The 17,587-nt window shown below is 38.5% G+C and carries 16 protein-coding genes and 1 other annotated feature; of the genes, 13 read left to right on the plus strand and 3 right to left on the minus strand.

What is annotated here, in order from left to right:
- Positions 1–200: 200 nt before the first annotated feature.
- The 4 genes from BFL01S_RS08395 to BFL01S_RS08410 are packed head-to-tail and all read left to right on the plus strand — an operon-like array spanning position 201 to position 6,040.
- Positions 201–1,379, plus strand: coding sequence for a galactokinase (locus BFL01S_RS08395; protein ID WP_061785433.1), 1,179 nt, complete (start codon positions 201–203; stop codon positions 1,377–1,379).
- 14 nt (positions 1,380–1,393) lie between these two features.
- A complete protein-coding gene (gene galE / locus BFL01S_RS08400; RefSeq protein WP_061785434.1) occupies positions 1,394–2,392 on the plus strand; it encodes a UDP-glucose 4-epimerase GalE in 999 nt (332 codons plus the stop codon).
- Positions 2,393–2,450: 58 nt separating this feature from the next.
- On the plus strand, positions 2,451–3,986 hold the full coding sequence (gene galT / locus BFL01S_RS08405; protein ID WP_061785435.1) for a UDP-glucose--hexose-1-phosphate uridylyltransferase: 1,536 nt from the start codon (positions 2,451–2,453) through the stop codon (positions 3,984–3,986).
- 59 nt (positions 3,987–4,045) lie between these two features.
- Complete coding sequence (locus BFL01S_RS08410) at positions 4,046–6,040, plus strand: beta-galactosidase (RefSeq protein ID WP_061785436.1); 1,995 nt, start codon at positions 4,046–4,048, stop codon at positions 6,038–6,040.
- Positions 6,041–6,071: 31 nt separating this feature from the next.
- Here the strand turns inward: BFL01S_RS08410 and BFL01S_RS08415 are convergent, their stop codons facing one another.
- Positions 6,072–6,278, minus strand: a complete 207-nt coding sequence (locus BFL01S_RS08415; RefSeq protein ID WP_369690847.1) for a YjzD family protein — start codon at positions 6,276–6,278, stop codon at positions 6,072–6,074.
- A 228-nt stretch (positions 6,279–6,506) separates the two neighbouring features.
- Between BFL01S_RS08415 and BFL01S_RS08420 the strand changes: the two genes are divergently transcribed.
- The 3 genes from BFL01S_RS08420 to BFL01S_RS08430 all read left to right on the plus strand — a co-directional run bounded on the left by BFL01S_RS08420 (position 6,507) and on the right by BFL01S_RS08430 (position 8,492).
- Positions 6,507–7,244: an alpha/beta hydrolase gene (locus BFL01S_RS08420; RefSeq protein WP_061785438.1), complete on the plus strand. Its 738-nt coding sequence runs from the start codon at positions 6,507–6,509 to the stop codon at positions 7,242–7,244.
- A 65-nt stretch (positions 7,245–7,309) separates the two neighbouring features.
- A complete protein-coding gene (locus BFL01S_RS08425; protein ID WP_025908162.1) occupies positions 7,310–8,185 on the plus strand; it encodes an NAD-dependent epimerase/dehydratase family protein in 876 nt (291 codons plus the stop codon).
- A 112-nt stretch (positions 8,186–8,297) separates the two neighbouring features.
- A complete protein-coding gene (locus BFL01S_RS08430) occupies positions 8,298–8,492 on the plus strand; it encodes a ComZ family protein (RefSeq protein WP_025908161.1) in 195 nt (64 codons plus the stop codon).
- Between the two features lie 17 nt (positions 8,493–8,509).
- On the opposite strand, the gene BFL01S_RS08435 is transcribed toward BFL01S_RS08430, so the two are convergent.
- Positions 8,510–8,701: a hypothetical protein gene (locus BFL01S_RS08435; RefSeq protein WP_025908160.1), complete on the minus strand. Its 192-nt coding sequence runs from the start codon at positions 8,699–8,701 to the stop codon at positions 8,510–8,512.
- Between the two features lie 277 nt (positions 8,702–8,978).
- On the opposite strand from BFL01S_RS08435, the gene BFL01S_RS08440 reads away from it, so the two are divergent.
- The 4 genes from BFL01S_RS08440 to BFL01S_RS08455 all read left to right on the plus strand — a co-directional run bounded on the left by BFL01S_RS08440 (position 8,979) and on the right by BFL01S_RS08455 (position 13,096).
- Positions 8,979–9,917: a beta-ketoacyl-ACP synthase III gene (locus tag BFL01S_RS08440; RefSeq protein WP_025908159.1), complete on the plus strand. Its 939-nt coding sequence runs from the start codon at positions 8,979–8,981 to the stop codon at positions 9,915–9,917.
- Positions 9,918–9,951: 34 nt separating this feature from the next.
- Positions 9,952–11,193 (plus strand): beta-ketoacyl-ACP synthase II, encoded by a 1,242-nt coding sequence (fabF, locus tag BFL01S_RS08445; protein WP_061785439.1) that lies wholly within the window; start codon positions 9,952–9,954, stop codon positions 11,191–11,193.
- 186 nt (positions 11,194–11,379) lie between these two features.
- Positions 11,380–12,150, plus strand: coding sequence for a DUF2268 domain-containing putative Zn-dependent protease (locus tag BFL01S_RS08450; protein ID WP_061785440.1), 771 nt, complete (start codon positions 11,380–11,382; stop codon positions 12,148–12,150).
- A 196-nt stretch (positions 12,151–12,346) separates the two neighbouring features.
- Positions 12,347–13,096 (plus strand): YjbA family protein, encoded by a 750-nt coding sequence (locus BFL01S_RS08455; protein ID WP_025908156.1) that lies wholly within the window; start codon positions 12,347–12,349, stop codon positions 13,094–13,096.
- A 43-nt stretch (positions 13,097–13,139) separates the two neighbouring features.
- Here BFL01S_RS08455 and trpS read toward each other — a convergent pair whose 3' ends face one another.
- Entirely contained in the window at positions 13,140–14,126 is a 987-nt protein-coding gene (gene trpS / locus BFL01S_RS08460; RefSeq protein WP_025908155.1) for a tryptophan--tRNA ligase, read from the minus strand.
- Positions 14,127–14,181: 55 nt separating this feature from the next.
- Positions 14,182–14,380: a binding site (T-box leader), on the minus strand.
- Positions 14,381–14,915: 535 nt separating this feature from the next.
- Between trpS and BFL01S_RS08465 the strand changes: the two genes are divergently transcribed.
- Together BFL01S_RS08465 and BFL01S_RS08470 are read left to right on the plus strand one after the other, a co-directional pair.
- Positions 14,916–16,550 (plus strand): peptide ABC transporter substrate-binding protein, encoded by a 1,635-nt coding sequence (locus tag BFL01S_RS08465; RefSeq protein WP_061785441.1) that lies wholly within the window; start codon positions 14,916–14,918, stop codon positions 16,548–16,550.
- Between the two features lie 96 nt (positions 16,551–16,646).
- Positions 16,647–17,582, plus strand: coding sequence for an ABC transporter permease (locus BFL01S_RS08470; protein ID WP_061785442.1), 936 nt, complete (start codon positions 16,647–16,649; stop codon positions 17,580–17,582).
- Positions 17,583–17,587 lie beyond the last annotated feature (5 nt).

A 17,587-nucleotide genomic window follows, 5' to 3' on the forward strand; every position in this document is an offset into this window, starting at 1 on the left:
AAACTCTTTACATTCTCAAAAGATATCCACTGTTTTTATTAGCAGTGGGTGTTCATAATTGTAAGTTTGTTAGCAAGAAATTACCGTTTACAGGGATTATTTTTACCATTGAGAAAACGTGCTTAACGCTTTTAAAATAGAGGCATGAATACGTTTACAGTTTGGCGATAACGATATAAAAAAGAAACAGGTGATGTGACATGATAGGTGAATTAATTAAAAAGTTTCAAGAAATCTTTCAAACAACGGAAAACGTTCGTTGCTTCTTCGCACCAGGACGCGTTAATTTGATTGGTGAACATACAGATTATAACGGAGGGCACGTATTTCCATGTGCTTTAAGTATTGGAACATACGCAGTTGTGCACAAGCGAAACGATCAGAAGGTTCGTATGTACTCGGCAAACTTTGAGGATAAAGGTGTAATAGAATACAAGCTTGATGAGCTTGTATTTGAAGAAGAACATGATTGGGCCAATTATCCAAAAGGAGTAATTAGCACATTTGTTAAAAATGGCTATGAACTAAGAAATGGATTTGACGTGTTATTCTATGGCAATATTCCAAATGGTGCTGGTTTATCTTCTTCAGCGTCTATCGAATTAGCAACGGCTGTTTTAGTAAATCAATTAGAAGAATTAGATATTGATATGGTCGAGATGGTTAAGATGTCACAGCAAGCGGAAAATGAATTTATTGGCGTTAGCTGTGGAATCATGGATCAATTTGCAATTGGAATGGGGAAAGAGGATAAGGCAATTCTGTTAAATTGCCAAACACTTGACTACACGTACAGCCCGCTTCAGTTAGAAAATGCAGTGTTAGTAATTGCAAACACGAACAAGCGAAGAGGGCTAGCAGACTCCAAATATAATGAACGCCGTTCTGAATGTGATCAAGCATTAGCAGACTTAAAAAGTAATTATGAGCTTGAGTCATTAGGCGATCTAACGAAGGCACAGTTTGAGCAGTTAAAACATTTGATTAAAAACCCAACGAATCAAAAGCGTGCAAAACACGCAGTTTATGAGAATGAACGAACAAAAGAAGCTGTGGTAAAGCTGAACAACGGTGATCTGCAAGGGTTTGGTTTATTAATGAACGAATCTCACCGCTCACTACGAGATGACTATGGAGTTACGGGAAAAGAATTGGATGCATTAGTTGAAGCTGCTTGGGTTCAAGAAGGTGTGATTGGTTCTCGAATGACAGGAGCAGGGTTTGGTGGTTGCACAATTAGTATAGTGAAAGAAAATAAGGTCGATTCATTTATTTCTGAAGTAAGCGCTGCTTATACAAAAGCAACAGGCTTACAAGCAAACTTTTACGTTGTTGAAGTTGGAGAAGGCGCACGAGAATTAGCATTGGAAACGGTATAAAAGGAGGAGCAAGAATGGCTGTATTAGTATGTGGAGGAGCTGGCTATATCGGTAGCCATACGGTAGCAGAGTTATTGAATAAAGGGAAAGACGTAGTCGTTGTTGATAACCTTCAAAAAGGTCATAAAGAAGCGATTTTAGAAGGCGTACGTTTATATGTTGGCGATTTAAGAGATACCGAGTTTTTAGATGAAGTTTTTCAGGAAAACGAGATTGAATCGGTTGTGCACTTTGCAGCGGATTCTCTTGTTGGAGAAAGCGTAACAGATCCTTTAACATATTACGATAACAATGTGTACGGCGCACTTTGCTTGTTAAAAGTGATGAATAAACATGGTGTTAAGCACATTGTATTTTCATCCACGGCTGCAGCATATGGAGAAGCAAAGAACTTTCCAATTTTAGAAGATGATCCAACAGAGCCAACAAACCCTTATGGTGAAACGAAGCTAGCAATTGAAAAAATGCTGAAATGGTCAGAGAAAGCGTATGGACTTCGTTATGTTGTTCTTCGCTACTTCAACGTTGCAGGTGCTCATATGGATGGGAAGCTAGGGGAAGATCATACGCCAGAAACACACTTAATACCAATCATTTTACAAGTAGCTCTTGGAAAACGTGAGCATATCTCAATTTTTGGTGCCGATTACGATACGAAAGACGGTACGTGCATTCGAGATTATATTCACGTAACAGATTTAGCTGATGCGCATGTATTAGCGCTTGAAAAGTTAGCGCTTGACAATACAAGCGGTACTTACAATTTAGGGAACGGAAACGGCTTTACAGTTAAAGAAGTAATTGATGCTGCGCGTAAAGTGACGAATCATTCCATTCCAGCTATCGTTGCGCCGAGACGTGCGGGAGACCCAGCCAAACTAGTAGCATCTTCTCAAAGAGCAATGGATGAACTGGGTTGGAATCCACGCTATACGTCAATGGAGCAAATGATTGAAAGTGCATGGAAATGGTTTCAAGCACATCCGGAAGGGTATAAACAGCCTCAGCGATAAAAAGCTGTTAGAAAATAGCTTAGCCATAGATTACGGAACGAGAAGAGAGGAAGATTGTATGTCAGTCAACATTCATGAACAAATTCAAAGGCTTATTCAATACGGATTGCAAAAAGAGCTTATAACAGCATGGGACGTTGATGTTGTTCGGAATAAGCTGTTAGAAATACTGCAGCTCGATGAATATATCCCAGTGGCTGTTAGCCAAGAAACCTATGAAAATCCAGTTGATATTTTAGAGAAAATGCTTGATTGGGCGGCTGAACACAATCTAATAGAAGATACCATTACGTACCGAGATTTACTAGATACAAAAATCATGAGTAGTTTTGTGCCGCTTCCATCTGAGGTTAATCGCCGTTTTTATCAAACATTTCAACAAGAAGGCGCGCCGCAAGCTACGCAAGGTTTTTATCAATACTCAAAAGATGTTCACTATATTCGAACAAATCGAATTGCTAAAAATGAGGGGTGGCTGACTGATACACCGTATGGTCAGTTAGAGATTACGATTAACCTATCAAAGCCAGAAAAAGACCCAAAAGCAATTGCTGCGAGCAAGACGTTGAAGGAGAGCTCATATCCTAACTGTCGGCTTTGCAAAGAGAATACGGGCTATGCGGGACGTGTTAATCATCCAGCTAGACAAAACCATCGCATCATCCCTGTTGAACTTGCAGAAGAGCAGTGGTACCTGCAGTTTTCACCTTACGTTTATTATCAAGAGCATGCGATTGTCTTTTCCGGTGAACATACGCCAATGAAAATTTCATCGGCTACGTTTGAACGTCTACTATCATTTACGGATCAATTTCCGCATTACTTTTTGGGGTCAAATGCAGATTTGCCCATCGTAGGAGGATCCATTTTAACTCACGATCATTTTCAAGGTGGAAATCATGAGTTTCCAATGGCTAAAGCACACGTAGAAGCAACTTTTACAATGGAAGACTATCCGACAGTTAAAGCGGGAATTGTCAGGTGGCCGATGTCCGTTATCCGCTTGCAGAGCACTGATAAAAAGGAGCTAGTGGAATGCGCTAATCATGTATATAAAACATGGCAGCAGTACAGTGATAAAAGCGTTGGGGTTCATGCTTTCACGGGGGAAACGCCGCATAATACGGTAACCCCAATTGCGAGAAGAAGAGGAGAATTATTTGAGTTAGACCTTGTTCTTCGAAATAATCGAACGAGTATCGAGCATCCCGATGGTATTTACCATCCTCATCAAGAAGTCCACCACATTAAAAAAGAAAACATTGGGTTGATTGAAGTGATGGGACTTGCGGTATTACCGGGTCGCTTACAAGAAGAAATGCGTCTAGTCAGTGAATACTTGGTTAACGGAGATTGTACAATTCGAGATGAGCATGCACATATTCAAAAGCATGAAGCATGGATGAAACGGCTCCGAGAAAGCTATGAAGGCTTTACTAAAGAAAATGTCCAGCAAATTATTCGTAAGGAGCTTGGTACCACATTTATGACGATTTTAGAGCATGCTGGTGTATTCAAGCGAGACGAGCAGGGGAAAGAAGCTTTTCATCAATTTACAAAGCAGCTAAAAAAACAAACGGCACGTAGCGAATAACCTAGAAAACATTCTTACATTCATTTGATAAATAAACAGCTAAAGGGAGACTGAAAGATATGTATATTGGTGTGGACTATTATCCAGAACAATGGCCTAAAACAAGATGGGCAGAAGACGTACGCTTAATGAAAGAACTAGGTATTAATGTTGTGCGTATTGCTGAATTTGGTTGGCAGTTAATGGAGCCCGAAGAAGGAGTATATGACTTTTCACTATATGATGAAGCTATCGAACTATTAACAAGTAACGGAATCAAAGTAGTGCTTGGTACACCAACTGCTACGCCACCAGCTTGGATGATTCATAGCTATCCAGAAATTTTACCGGTTGATGAAAACGGAGTAACTATTTCCTTTGGAGCGCGTAGACATTACACGGTTAATAGTGGAAAATACCATCAGTTTACGAAAAAAATCGTAACAAAAATGGCAGAAAAGTATGGTCAACACCCTGACATCATCGGTTGGCAGGTAGACAATGAATATGGCCATGAAAAGTCAGATCGTAGCTATGGAGCCCTTGATCGCGCTGCTTTTCAATGCTGGTTAAAAGAAAAATACCAGACGCTTGATGAGTTGAATCAGCAGTGGGGAACGGTATTTTGGAGTCAAACGTATACGGACTGGTCACAAATTCCAACGCCGCGTAAAGTTTATCAAGAGCATAACCCGAGCCTTCTTTTAGACTTTGACCGCTTCTGTGCAGATGCTTATACGGCTTATAATAAGCTTCAAGTTGATATCTTACGCTCCATTGTTCGTAAAGATCAATTCATTACGCATAATTTTGTATTTACAGATCAAGCCATCAATCAATGGGATATGTCAAAGGATTTAGATTTTGTTTCGTTTGATAATTACCCTGTCTGGGGCGGTTTAGCTGAACCAATTAAGCCAGCAGCAATCGCTCAGCAGCACGACTTATGTCGCTCTGCAAAAGGCGGAAAAAACTTTTGGGTAATGGAAGAATTATCGGGAGCGCAAGGGTGGAGTCGTATTGGCTACTTACCGCGTCCAGGTCATATTAAGCTGTGGACGTATCAAGCGATTTCTCGAGGAGCAGAAGCAATCGTTTACTTCCGCTGGCGTGCAGCTCAGTTCGGGACAGAAGAATTTTGTCATGGGATTTTAGATCATGATGGGTTACCAAAGCGCAAGTATGAGGAAGTAAAAGAAGTTATTCAAGAACTAAAAACGTTTGGTGATGAGTGGATTAATGCGTCATATGAAGCGGAAGTAGCAGCTTACTATGATATTGAGAATGCATGGGCGTGGGGAATTCAACCTCAAAGTGATGCATTTGCTTACAAGCAAGAATTTCTTCGCTTCTATCGCCCTGTGCATAGTGCAAACGTATTAACAGACTTGGTTACGGCTGCAGATGACTTAGCGCGCTACAAAGCGGTTATCGTGCCAATTTACTTCCTAACAAATAGTGAGTTTACGGAGAAGTTAAAGCAGTTTGTTTCAAATGGTGGAACAGCTATTTTATCTTACCGTGCAGGTGTAAAAGAAGAAAACAATTTTGTTACGGGACAAACGCTTCCAGGTGCATTATCAGAGTTTACGGGTATTCAAATTCATGAATATGAGTCCCTACAAACATCACAACAAAATATGGTTGTAGGCATAAAAGGTACGATAAAAGAGCAAGAGTCAACAGCAACGATTTGGTGTGACTTAATTGAGCCAACAACAGCTGAAGTGCTGGCAGAGTACAAAGGTTGTTTCTATGAAGGCACTGCTGCTATAACTAAGAATAGTTTTGGGAAAGGCACTGTTTATTATATCGGTACAGCGCTTGAAGATGCTATGTTAGATGGATTATATGATGATATCTTAGCTGAAGCGCAAGTAGACACATTTAAAACAAATGGTGAAGTTGAAGTTGTAAAAAGAGGTCAATTCTATAGCTTTTTAAATCATTCAACAACAGAGACAACACCAGTTAAACTTCCAGATGGAACATGGAAGACTGCCGCAACAAATGAGCTTGTAAAAGGTGAATTAATGCTGAAGCCGCTTCAAGCAGTGGTGTTAATTAACGAATAAAAAGAACCGCTAGCAAAAGCTAGCGGTTCTTTTAATGATGAGTGTCAATAGGTTCGTTTGGAACACCGGCTTCACCAAGTACAACAACTAACAGCGTAAATATCACGCTGATAATCGAAGCGGTTGCAAAATCAAACGCTTGACCAGACATAGAAGAAATAACATAAACCGACATGTTAATTAATAAAAATCCCCAAAATAAAGCAGCAATAATGCGCACAACTTTCACCCCATTCACAGTACAGTTTGATTTTATTTTATCATAGCGTTTACAAAGAAGAAATTGAATTTTTTATGAATAGTATTTTCTATTCAGTGCGTTTATACACAGAGTCCTTTTTTGTTTAAAAAAATGTATAGCGTATTGATAAACTCATGAATAAATAGGCATTCGAATCGGTCACATTGTGACGCTTTGTCATAAGCTGTATGAAAGGAAAGTAGCTTTTTATACGGAGGATCAGTCATGATGCATCGACGTTTTTTTAGTCTAGATACTCAATGGAATGTCGTACATGTACCAGAAAAGCCGAATGGTTTCGGTGTGTTAGTACTTGGTGATAAAGACCACTTTGTTGAAAGCTCTACAAGTCTTTGGATTCAGCACGGTGGCAGATCTCAACTGCTGCAATATTTACAAGATGAAGGCTATACTGTTTTTTATTCAAACTTATACGGACGCCATTGGGGCAGCCCGAAAGCCAACCGCTTAGCCAAACAGTTATATCACTTGGTTATGAAACAAGAAATCTTAAATAAGCGCATTCATATTTTAGCCGAAGGTATGGGAGCATTGCTTGCCATGCAGTTAATGGAAGGCGGAGAAACGTTTATTCGATCGGTAGCTCTTTTGAACCCGTGTATTGATTTGCATACGCATGCTAGTCATGAGAAACAGAATAAATTTTTTTACAAGCAATTTACAAGAGATATGACGCTAGCCTATGATGTAGAGCGTAAACAAGTTGCGAAAATGATTGCTCAGTATCCTACATGTGAACAATTAACGTCTACACTGCCTGTGAAAATTTGGACGACTGCTAATGAAGTCACCCACTATCCGCTTATTCACAGTAAGCAGTATGAGCAGCATCGCTTAAGCTTACAATCACCGATTTCATTGTCGCTTTATCTAATGGAAAAAAAATATTTGTTTGAACGTTCACTTTTACAATTTTATAAACTAAATGAAAAAGTGTTATAAGGAGAGCTCCTATGATTATACATATCATAGGAGCTTTTTTTCTGAATAAGACTGGGGGAGAAGAAATGGGGAATTTTGTAGTGATAGGAGCGAACCGCTTTTTGGGGTTCCACCTTTGTACGGCGCTATTAGAAAATGGAGAAGAAGTGAGCGGATCTGTTCATAAAGCTCATACTTCAGAAACGAGTTTGCAAAATGAAATGGGGTTGCTGCTAGGACGAAATGCTAATTTTGAAAAGCGAACGGATCGTGATGTTCTAGAGATGATTACATCTGAAACAGATGCTGTATACTTTGCATACTTTGACGGTGGCGACTTTTATCATGATGATTTTTTACGAGAAGAGATGAATAATGCATATCAAACGCTGCGTGATGTAGTAAAAAAATGCATTCAGACTCATACCAAGCTAATCTTTACGTCATCTTTACGCGTATTTGGAAAAAAACAGCTAAAAGTAAGAGAAGAAACGAAGCCTGAACCTGACAATAGTGAAGGGCGCCTTTTTCTACAGTTTGAGCAGCTTATTGATAAGTATCGCGAAAAAGGATTAATGTGCATTATTGTCCGAATACCAAACTTGTATGGCCCATGGCAGCCGCTTTCTATGTACTATTCGCAGCTATTAAGCAATCAAAAGCCAGCGGATATAAGAGAAGGTACCGATTATATTGCGTATATTGAAGATGTTGTACCTGCTTTTTTAAAATGTAAAGAAGAAAGAGCAAATGGAAACGAAGTGATTCACTTACTTGATCAAAAAATAGAAAAGTGGGAAGATGGTGCACAGTTACTGAACAAAGATTACGTAGAGGAAAATAGTCGACATGAAGCGTATGAGTATAGTAAAAAAGCAAAAACACTTTTAAACTATGAAACAAAAACAACCTTAAAAGAGGGGATTCGCGCTCAAAGAAGGCATATGAGAACATTCTTCTAGTCATAGTGATGACTTACTAAAAACAGAAGCTATACTGGTTGTACTTTTGCATAATAATCGCTAATATAAAATGTGAAACGAAAGAACAGATTCTTTATATGAAGGAGAAAGAATGATGGAACAACAAATGCAGTTTATGCAAATCGCAATGAAGTATTTACCAGAAGCAAAAGAGATTTTAGATCAAACAGGCGTAGAGCTTTCTATGGAGCACGTTCAGCCAGTTTTAGGGCTTTTAACAAAAGTAATGAATGATGCTTATGAACTTGGTAAAGAAGATGCGTTAAAAGAGCAGAATGAAAAATAACAGTCCACTCTGGACTGTTATTTTTTGTCGAGGAAGCGATCAAGGAGTGGAGAAAGCTCAAGCAGTAGGGGAGCCAATTCATCGATTGAAACGATAATCTCATCAATTTGAGTAAGCAAGGATTCCCAGTCTACTTTTTCTTCCTCTTGCTTAGGAGAACGACCAAACATCACTTGTGAGAAAAAGTCAGGTGAGCGTCTGCGCGCCATGTTGTCTCATCCTTTCTTGGTAAGAGTAAAAACATTGCGTATAAACACTATATGTAGAAGCCATTAAATTCGACTAGGACAAACACCTATATAGACAAAAAATAAAAAATGAAGTAAAATTAGTACCAACTCATAATATTTGATTATATAAACTGTAAAAGATATAGAAACGATCATCTTAGTAGCGAGGATTGATCAAAAAAGGCTGCTTTGTTCCATAAAGGCAGTCGCGTTAAGGTGTGTAGTTCCCACATCTTCTATAAAAGGAGTGAAGAATATGAACGCTGGTGTAATTGGAATTGGGCGTTATGTACCAGAGAAAATTTTAACAAACTTTGACCTTGAAAAAATGGTTGATACTTCAGATGAGTGGATTCGTACAAGAACGGGTATCCAAGAAAGACGAATCGCTGCAGATAATGAAGATACATCTGATTTAGCGTATAAAGCGGCAGTAAATGCACTAGAAAATGCAAATATATCAGCTGAAGACCTTGATATGATCATCGTCGCAACCGTGACGCCCGACCAGCCGTTTCCAACGGTTTCTTGTATGCTACAAGAAAAGCTAGGGGCGAAAAAAGCAGCAGCTTATGACGTGAGCGCAGCTTGTGCAGGCTTTATGTACGGTGTTATTACCGCAAAACAGTTCATTGAAACGAATGCTTATAAGAATGTCTTAGTGGTTGGTGTTGAAAAGCTTTCAAAAATTACAGATTGGAACGATCGTAATACGGCCGTGTTATTTGGTGACGGTGCTGGTGCGGTTGTTGTTGGACCTGTATCAGAAGGTCGAGGCATTTTATCATTTGAACTAGGTTCAGATGGTACGGGTGGAAAGCATCTGTATCAAGATGAACATGATCATATCATCATGAACGGCCGAGAAGTATTTAAATTTGCGGTGCGCCAAATGGGTGAGTCAGCTATTAATGTTCTTGATAAAGCTGGGTTATCAAAAGAAGACGTGGATTTCTTAATCCCACACCAAGCGAATATTCGCATTATGGAAGCGTCAAGACAGCGATTAGATTTACCAGAAGAAAAGATGTCAAAAACGATTCAATACTATGGGAATACATCTGCTGCGTCAATTCCGATTTCAATTGTGCATGAATTGGAGCAAGGTAAAATTAAAGATGATGATCTACTCGTAATGGTAGGTTTTGGCGGTGGCCTTACATGGGGTGCAATCGCAATTAGATGGGGAAGATAATTGTAGATAATTTCTTGAAGGAGATGAAGCTAACATGAGTAATAAACGTGTTGTTGTAACAGGTCTTGGAGCGGTAACGCCGTTAGGAAATAACGTGGACACAACTTGGGAAAATGCAGTTGCGGGTGTATCAGGTATTGGCCCATTAACTCGCTTAAATCCAGAAGAATTTCCTGCAAAAGTAGCTGCGGAATTAAAAGATTTTAATGTTGAGGAATTTATCGACAAAAAAGATGCACGCAAAATGGACCGCTTTACGCAGTATGCGTTAGCAGCTTCCAAAATGGCTGTTAAAGATGCGGACTTAACCATTACAGACGAAATTGCACCAAACGTAGGAGTGTGGATCGGATCTGGAATTGGAGGAATGGAAACGTTCGAAAACCAGTTTGAAACATTGCTTTCAAAAGGTCAGCGTCGCGTAAGCCCATTCTTTATTCCAATGATGATTCCGGATATGGCTACTGGTCAAGTATCAATTGCTCTAGGTGCAAAAGGGGTAAACTCTTGTACTGTGACGGCATGTGCAACTGGTACAAACTCAATCGGAGATGCATTTAAAGTTATTCAGCGCGGAGATGCTGATGTGATGATTACGGGCGGAACAGAAGCACCAATTACAAAGCTGTCGATCGCTGGATTCTGTGCAAACAAAGCGCTATCAACGAATCCCGATCCAGAAAAAGCTTGTCGTCCTTTTGATAAAGACCGTGATGGCTTTATCATGGGTGAAGGTGCAGGAATCGTTGTCTTAGAAGAGCTTGAACATGCGCTAGCACGCGGTGCACGCATATATGCAGAAATTGTTGGCTATGGTTCTACAGGCGACGCGCATCATATTACAGCGCCAGCTCCAGGAGGAGAAGGTGGCGTTCGCGCAATGAACAAAGCTATTGCTGATGCAGGTCTTGAGCCACAAGATATCAGTTACATTAATGCTCATGGTACAAGCACTGAGTATAATGACAAGTTTGAAACAATGGCGATTAAAGAAGTGTTTGGAGATTATGCTAAATCAGTAGCGATCAGCTCAACAAAATCAATGACGGGTCATTTACTAGGAGCAGCTGGTGGTGTCGAAGCAATCTTTAGCGTAAAAGCTATTGCTGATGGTGTTATTCCACCAACAATTAACTATGTGACGCCTGATGAAGAGTGTGATTTAGACTATGTTCCAAATAAAGCTAGAAAGCAAGAAGTGAAGGCAGTATTAAGTAACTCTTTAGGCTTTGGCGGTCATAACGCAACGATTATCTTTAAAAAATATGAAGCTTAATGGAAAAAGCGCAGCGGCTAATCCGCTGCGCTTTTCAGATTGACGAGAAACCTGTAAGATTCTCGTCAACATAAAAAAGCTGTTTTACATGGGTAAAACAGCTTTTTTATGTTGAAAATACAGAAACCAAAAAAACGTCTCCTACATAAGATGAAAGCGACAGTAATTTAAATTGAAGGTGATATAATGCCGGTTGTCGCTACGTTAAAATGGACAAAAGAAAAAGAAGTTGTAACCCGCCTTGAGCGTTATTTTAAAGATTTATCAAAAGACAAATTCTTAGATGTTTTAGTCGGATATGGAATGTGTCCACCTTCATCAACCTTTATGCTTGAATTAGAAAAGATAGGAAAGAGACATACTCTTTGGAAAAAGGTAAAGAGGAAATTTGAGCTGTTGAAGCATGAGTGGGGAGGACCAGATGTGCCGGTATTTCTACTGCCAAGCAATCCTCATAATCATAAAATGCAAAGAGAATTTCATGGCAGAGCAGGAGTGGCGTTTATAGATAAAATTTTTGTACTGTTAACTAATCAAACGACTGATGAAGAAGTTCTCTCTGTTTTAACACACGAATATCATCATGCTTGTCGGTTAATGCAGATGAAAAAAAGTGATCGAACCATTACTTTATTAGATGCCATGCTGATGGAAGGCTTAGCTGAATTAGCCGTAAAAGAGCATTGTGGAAAGGCGTATTTAGCACCTTGGACATCTTATTATACGTATGAAGAAGTAAAAAGGTTTTGGAACAAGCATGTAGAGGGATATATAGAATTAACACCTCGTGATAAAAAATACGATGATTTATTATATGGCCATAAGTGGTACCCAACAATGTTAGGATACAATATTGGGTATCAAATGATTAGTAAAGTGTCTCAGCAGTTTGGGTATGACACACAAAAATTTTTTCAGTTTACATCAGAAGAAATTTTAAGAAAATCAACCTTTTAACATGAAATCAATATATGTGTTTGTCAGAAGGTCTGACAAACACATATATAATAGTAGAAACTCGAAAAAAGTAAAATAATTAGAGATACAAAAAGCTTTGAAAAAATTAGAAAGAAAATAGTATGTTTTGGAATAAAACTTCCTTTGTTTGCCTATACTGAGGGGTAACAAACAGTTAGTAAGTGAGGGGTAAAAAATGCTATATCTTCATGATGTATGGGTTAATTGGTTTGAAGGCGAAGAAAATGGTTACAATGTTTGTCATTTTCATGAATGGCGAAAAGATGATTGTGTGGAGTTGCTAGATCAAGCGCCGTTGTTAAAGGTAAGTCCTTTATTATTCAGTTATATTGAAAATGATCTTTCCGAATTACCTCAACAGTTACTACAAGATGTTTATCAAAAAGCTTATATTCGGAAAAATCATGAGCGTACGCAAGTAGAGTATTGCTTTATTGTAACAGATGGAACGAATATCCTAGCAGTGGATACAATGGGATATCAAATTCCAATTCGTAAAAGCAGGCTTATTCCAAGACAGGAACAGCTTGTGTATGAAATGATTGCTGATCAAGAAGTAATCGATTATAAATTTACAGAATCTGAATTAGTTGGCAAAGAATATCATATTTTATCGCCATCACCTGTAACAATGAGCGGGCTAACTCGAAAAGAGCGCCAGTTAAAGCAGCTGTTGTTCATGGCATTAGATCAACTACATACAACGAAAAACACAGCTCAAATTCGCTATTGGTATACAGAGTGGAATCCAACGGAATACGAAGATATTCAAATCATGTCATTTGAAGACGTTTGGTCCAAGCTCTATGAAGAAACAAAGCGAGGGTGGTCATCGAAGCACAGGCAATTATGTGAGCATTTAATTAAAGGACAACCTTTCTTTGAAAAGCTTTGGGAGATTGAGCAAGAGCCAAAAGTAAACTAAAAAAGCTGTGCAGTTTTCCTGCACAGCTTTTTTATGGTTTGTTTTATCGTTTGCGTCCCAATCCCATAGCATTGCGCATTTTACGCAGCATTTTATTAGCGACGAAATTTGCCTTTTCAGCACCAGCATCTAGTATCTGGTCTAACTCTTCTGAATCAATTAGCTCATAGTAACGCTGCTGAATTGGTGCAAGTGCTTCGACAACAACTTTTGCTGTGTCGGCTTTAAAGTCACCGTATCCTTTTCCGTCATACATTCTTTCGATTTCCTCAATTGATACATTTCCAAGGATTGAATAAATGCTCATCAAGTTTGAAATTCCAGGCTTGTTTTCTTTGTCAAAACGTACGATGCCTTCTGAATCCGTAACAGCGCTCTTAATTTTCTTTTCAATAACTTTTGGCTCATCCAAAATGGTAATGAACGCTTTTTGGTTTGGATCTGATTTACTCATTTTCTTCGTTGGTTCTTGAAGAGACATCACACGCGCTCCCACCTTCGGAATACGCACTTCAGGAATAGTAAAGATATCATTGTATTTTTTGTTGAAACGTTCAGCTAAGTCACGCGTTAATTCTAAGTGCTGCTTTTGGTCCTCACCAACAGGTACTAGATCTGTTTTGTATAGTAAGATATCGGCTGCCATTAAAGGTGGATATGTTAATAATCCTGCTGAAACAGCTTCTTTTCCAGCAGATTTATCTTTAAACTGCGTCATGCGCTCAAGCTCACCGATATAAGCAACGCATTGAAGCATCCATCCAGCTTCAGTGTGAGCTGGAACTTCTGATTGAATAAAGAGCGTTGATTTTGTTGGGTCGATGCCGACTGCAATGTAAAGCGCAGCCAGGCTACGAATGTTTTTTCGTAAAGCTAGTCGATCTTGCGGTACTGTAATAGCATGCTGGTCAACAATACAAAAATGACAGTTATAATCATCTTGCAGCTCGACGAATTGTTTCATTGCTCCGATATAGTTTCCTAGTGTAATTGTACCGCTTGGCTGTATGCCTGAAAATATAGTTTGCATAACGTACTTCCTTTCTTTTTTGAAAATAAAAAAGGTTTATGCAAGCCTAGCCGGAGCTAGGGACGCATAAACCGTGGTACCACCCTAATTAGATTACAAAGTAATCATCTTCATTTACATAACGCCAATTAGCGTTCAAGCTTTGCACTTGAAAGCTCCAAAGTCCATTCCATAGGCTTCATTGTTTGTTTACACCGACCACAAACTCTCTAAAAACGAAGGAACTATGTACTATTCTTTTTCATCGCTTTACAGTATGAAATTTTTCAGTTTGTAGTCCATTATAACGCGATTTTAAAAAAAATTAAACCGAAATCTTGAAAAAAACATTTGCAAGTAAATCATTTTATGCTATATTTTTTGTAACATTATTGCAATACCTATTCTACAAAAAAGATTTTAGATGTCTGACAAGAAGTCATAATCCTTATAAAACTGGCTTTTGTAGGGGGTAGCAAAAAAATACCAGTAAATAATAGTATTGCAATAAATTTTTAAAATATTTATAATAGGCGTAACAAACATATTTTTTACAAAGATATTACAATATCTTAATTTTTCAGAAAATATAAAATAGAAAATGTTTTATTACAACTAGGTAGCACGTCTTTTCTTAATGAATGGCATACATATACATGCATGTACCACCGTTTTAAGAATTAAGGCATTCTTTTTGCTACAGGGGCTTTAATGCTCTACCAGGTGAAAAACTTTCTGACTATTTTGTATTGAAAAATGATTAAAAATTATGTTTGTCAGTCATACAATTCCAATGGGGGGTAAGATTCAATGAAGAAAAGATTATCCATTCTTTTCAGCATGCTGCTGGTGATGAGTCTTTTCTTGGCTGCGTGTGGATTCGGCGGTAGCGATTCTGGGAGCGGCAAAGAAGGCGGTAGCGGCGACGGTTCAAAAGAACAAACGCTTCGCGTAAATATTAAAACAGAACCATTCTCTTTAAATCCAGGTTTAGCAAATGATAGCGTATCTGGTAACGTATTACGTCAAACATTTGAAGGTTTAACTCGTTTAGACAAAGACGGTAAACCAACAGAAGCAATGGCAGAAAAAATTAACGTAAGTGAAGACAAATTAACTTACACGTTCAAAATTCGTGAAGATGCAAAATGGACAAACGGTGACCCTGTAACAGCACAAGATTTCGAATATGCTTGGAAATGGGTTTTAGATGCTAAAAATGAATCACAGTATGCTGAAATGCTTTACTATGTAAAAGGTGGAGAAGCAGCACACAAAGGTCAAGGAAACATTGATGATGTGGGTATTAAAGTCGTTGACGATAAAACTTTAGAGGTAACGTTAGATCACGTAACTCCATATTTCTTAGAGTTAACAGCATTCTACACGTACTTCCCTGTTAACAAAAAAGTTGCTGAAGCAAATGACAAATGGTACACAGACGCTGGTGAAAACTACGTATCAAACGGACCTTTTAAAATGTCTGAGTGGAAGCATAGCGATGAAATCGTATTAGAAGCAAACGATACTTACTGGGATAAAGATGCAGTAAAACTTGATAAAATTAACATGTATATGATTAACGAGCCAAGCACTGAGCTTTCAATGTTTGAAAAAGATGAGTTAGATTGGGCAGGTAACCCAATTGGGCAACTTCCAACTGACGCAATTCCTCAGTTAAAAGATAAAGGTAACTTAAACATTGAAGTGAAAACTGGTACTTACATGTACAAGTTTAACACTCAAGAAGAAGCTTTAAGCAATGCAAAAATTCGTAAAGCATTAACTTATGCAATCGACCGTAAAGCGATTGTAGAAAACGTTACAAAAGCTGAGCAAGTTCCAGCATTAGCAATGGTTCCGCCACAAGCATATGGTGACGAAAAGAACGAACTATTCAAAGATGCTGATGTTAAAGAAGCGAAGAAACTTCTTGACGAAGGTTTAAAAGAACTAGGTATGTCTGAATTACCTGCAATTAAGATTTCTTATAACACAGATGAAGGCCACCAAAAGATTGCACAAGCAATTCAAGATATGTGGACTAAAAACTTAGGTATTAAAGCTGAATTAAACAACCAAGAGTGGAACGTTTACATTGATGAGTTACAAAAAGGTAACTACGAAGTTGGACGTATGGGCTGGATTGGTGACTTCAACGATCCAATTACGTTCTTAGAAATGTTCAAAGATAAAGACGGCGGAAACAACGATACGTTCTGGGAAAATGCTGAGTACAAAAAACTAATCGATGCTTCTCGCGGTGAAACGGACGTTGAGAAACGCTTAGATATCTTAAAACAAGCAGAACAAATCTTAATGGATGAAATGCCGGCGGCACCAATCTATTACTACACTGATGCTTGGATTCAAAGCGATAGCTTAAAAGATGTTACTGTATTATCTACAGGTGATGTACAGTTCAAATGGGCTCACTTTGAGTAATAACTAGCATTAACAAGTATATGGGGGTGATCTCTTACCCCCATATACTTTTCTGTTTAAAGAGCGAAAAATGTTAAATTATGGAGGTGTTTGTCGATGCTTAAATATATTAGTAAACGTTTGTTGTACATGTTCTTATCGCTTTTCCTTATTGTTTCAGCAACGTTCTTCTTAATGAGAGCAGCACCTGGGGGACCATTCTCAGCAGAGAAAAAGCTTCCGCCAGAAATTGAAGCAAACCTAAATGAATTTTACGGGTTTGACCAACCACTATATGTTCAATACTTCGACTATCTAAAATCTGTTGCAACCCTTGATTTCGGACCATCGTTTAAATACAAGGGCCAAACGGTCAATGATTTAATTAGCAACGGCTTTCCAGTTTCATTTATGCTAGGAATGGAAGCTATTTTATTAGCGCTTGCATTTGGAGTGTTGTTAGGAGTCATTTCCGCTTTAAAACATAATAAATGGCAGGACTACACGGCGATGATTATTGCAGTACTTGGAATATCGGTACCAAGCTTTATCATGGCAACGGCATTACAATATATGTTTGCTATGAAACTAGAATTATTTCCGGTTGCACGTTGGGAATCATGGGCACATACGTTTTTACCAGCCCTCGCTTTAGCATCTACTCCAATGGCGTTTATCGCAAGGTTAACGCGTTCCAGTATGCTTGAAGTTCTAAATAATGATTATATTCGAACAGCAAAAGCAAAAGGTTTAAGTAAACCAGTTATTACGGTGAAGCACGCGATGCGAAATGCAATGTTACCAGTTGTTTCTTACATTGGACCACTGACAGCGGGTATTTTAACAGGAAGTTTCGTTATTGAAAAAATCTTTGGTATTCCAGGCTTAGGTCTTCACTTCGTAACAAGCATTACAAACCGTGACTACACGGTTATCATGGGCGTAACAGTCTTCTATAGTATCTTATTACTAGCGTCTGTTTTAATCGTTGATATTCTATACGGATTAATTGATCCACGTATTAAGCTAAGCGGCGGAAAGAAAGGAGCGTAACGAGC

Source organism: Priestia flexa NBRC 15715 (assembly GCF_001591565.1).
In the GTDB taxonomy this organism is placed as follows: Bacteria; Bacillota; Bacilli; order Bacillales; family Bacillaceae_H; genus Priestia; species Priestia flexa.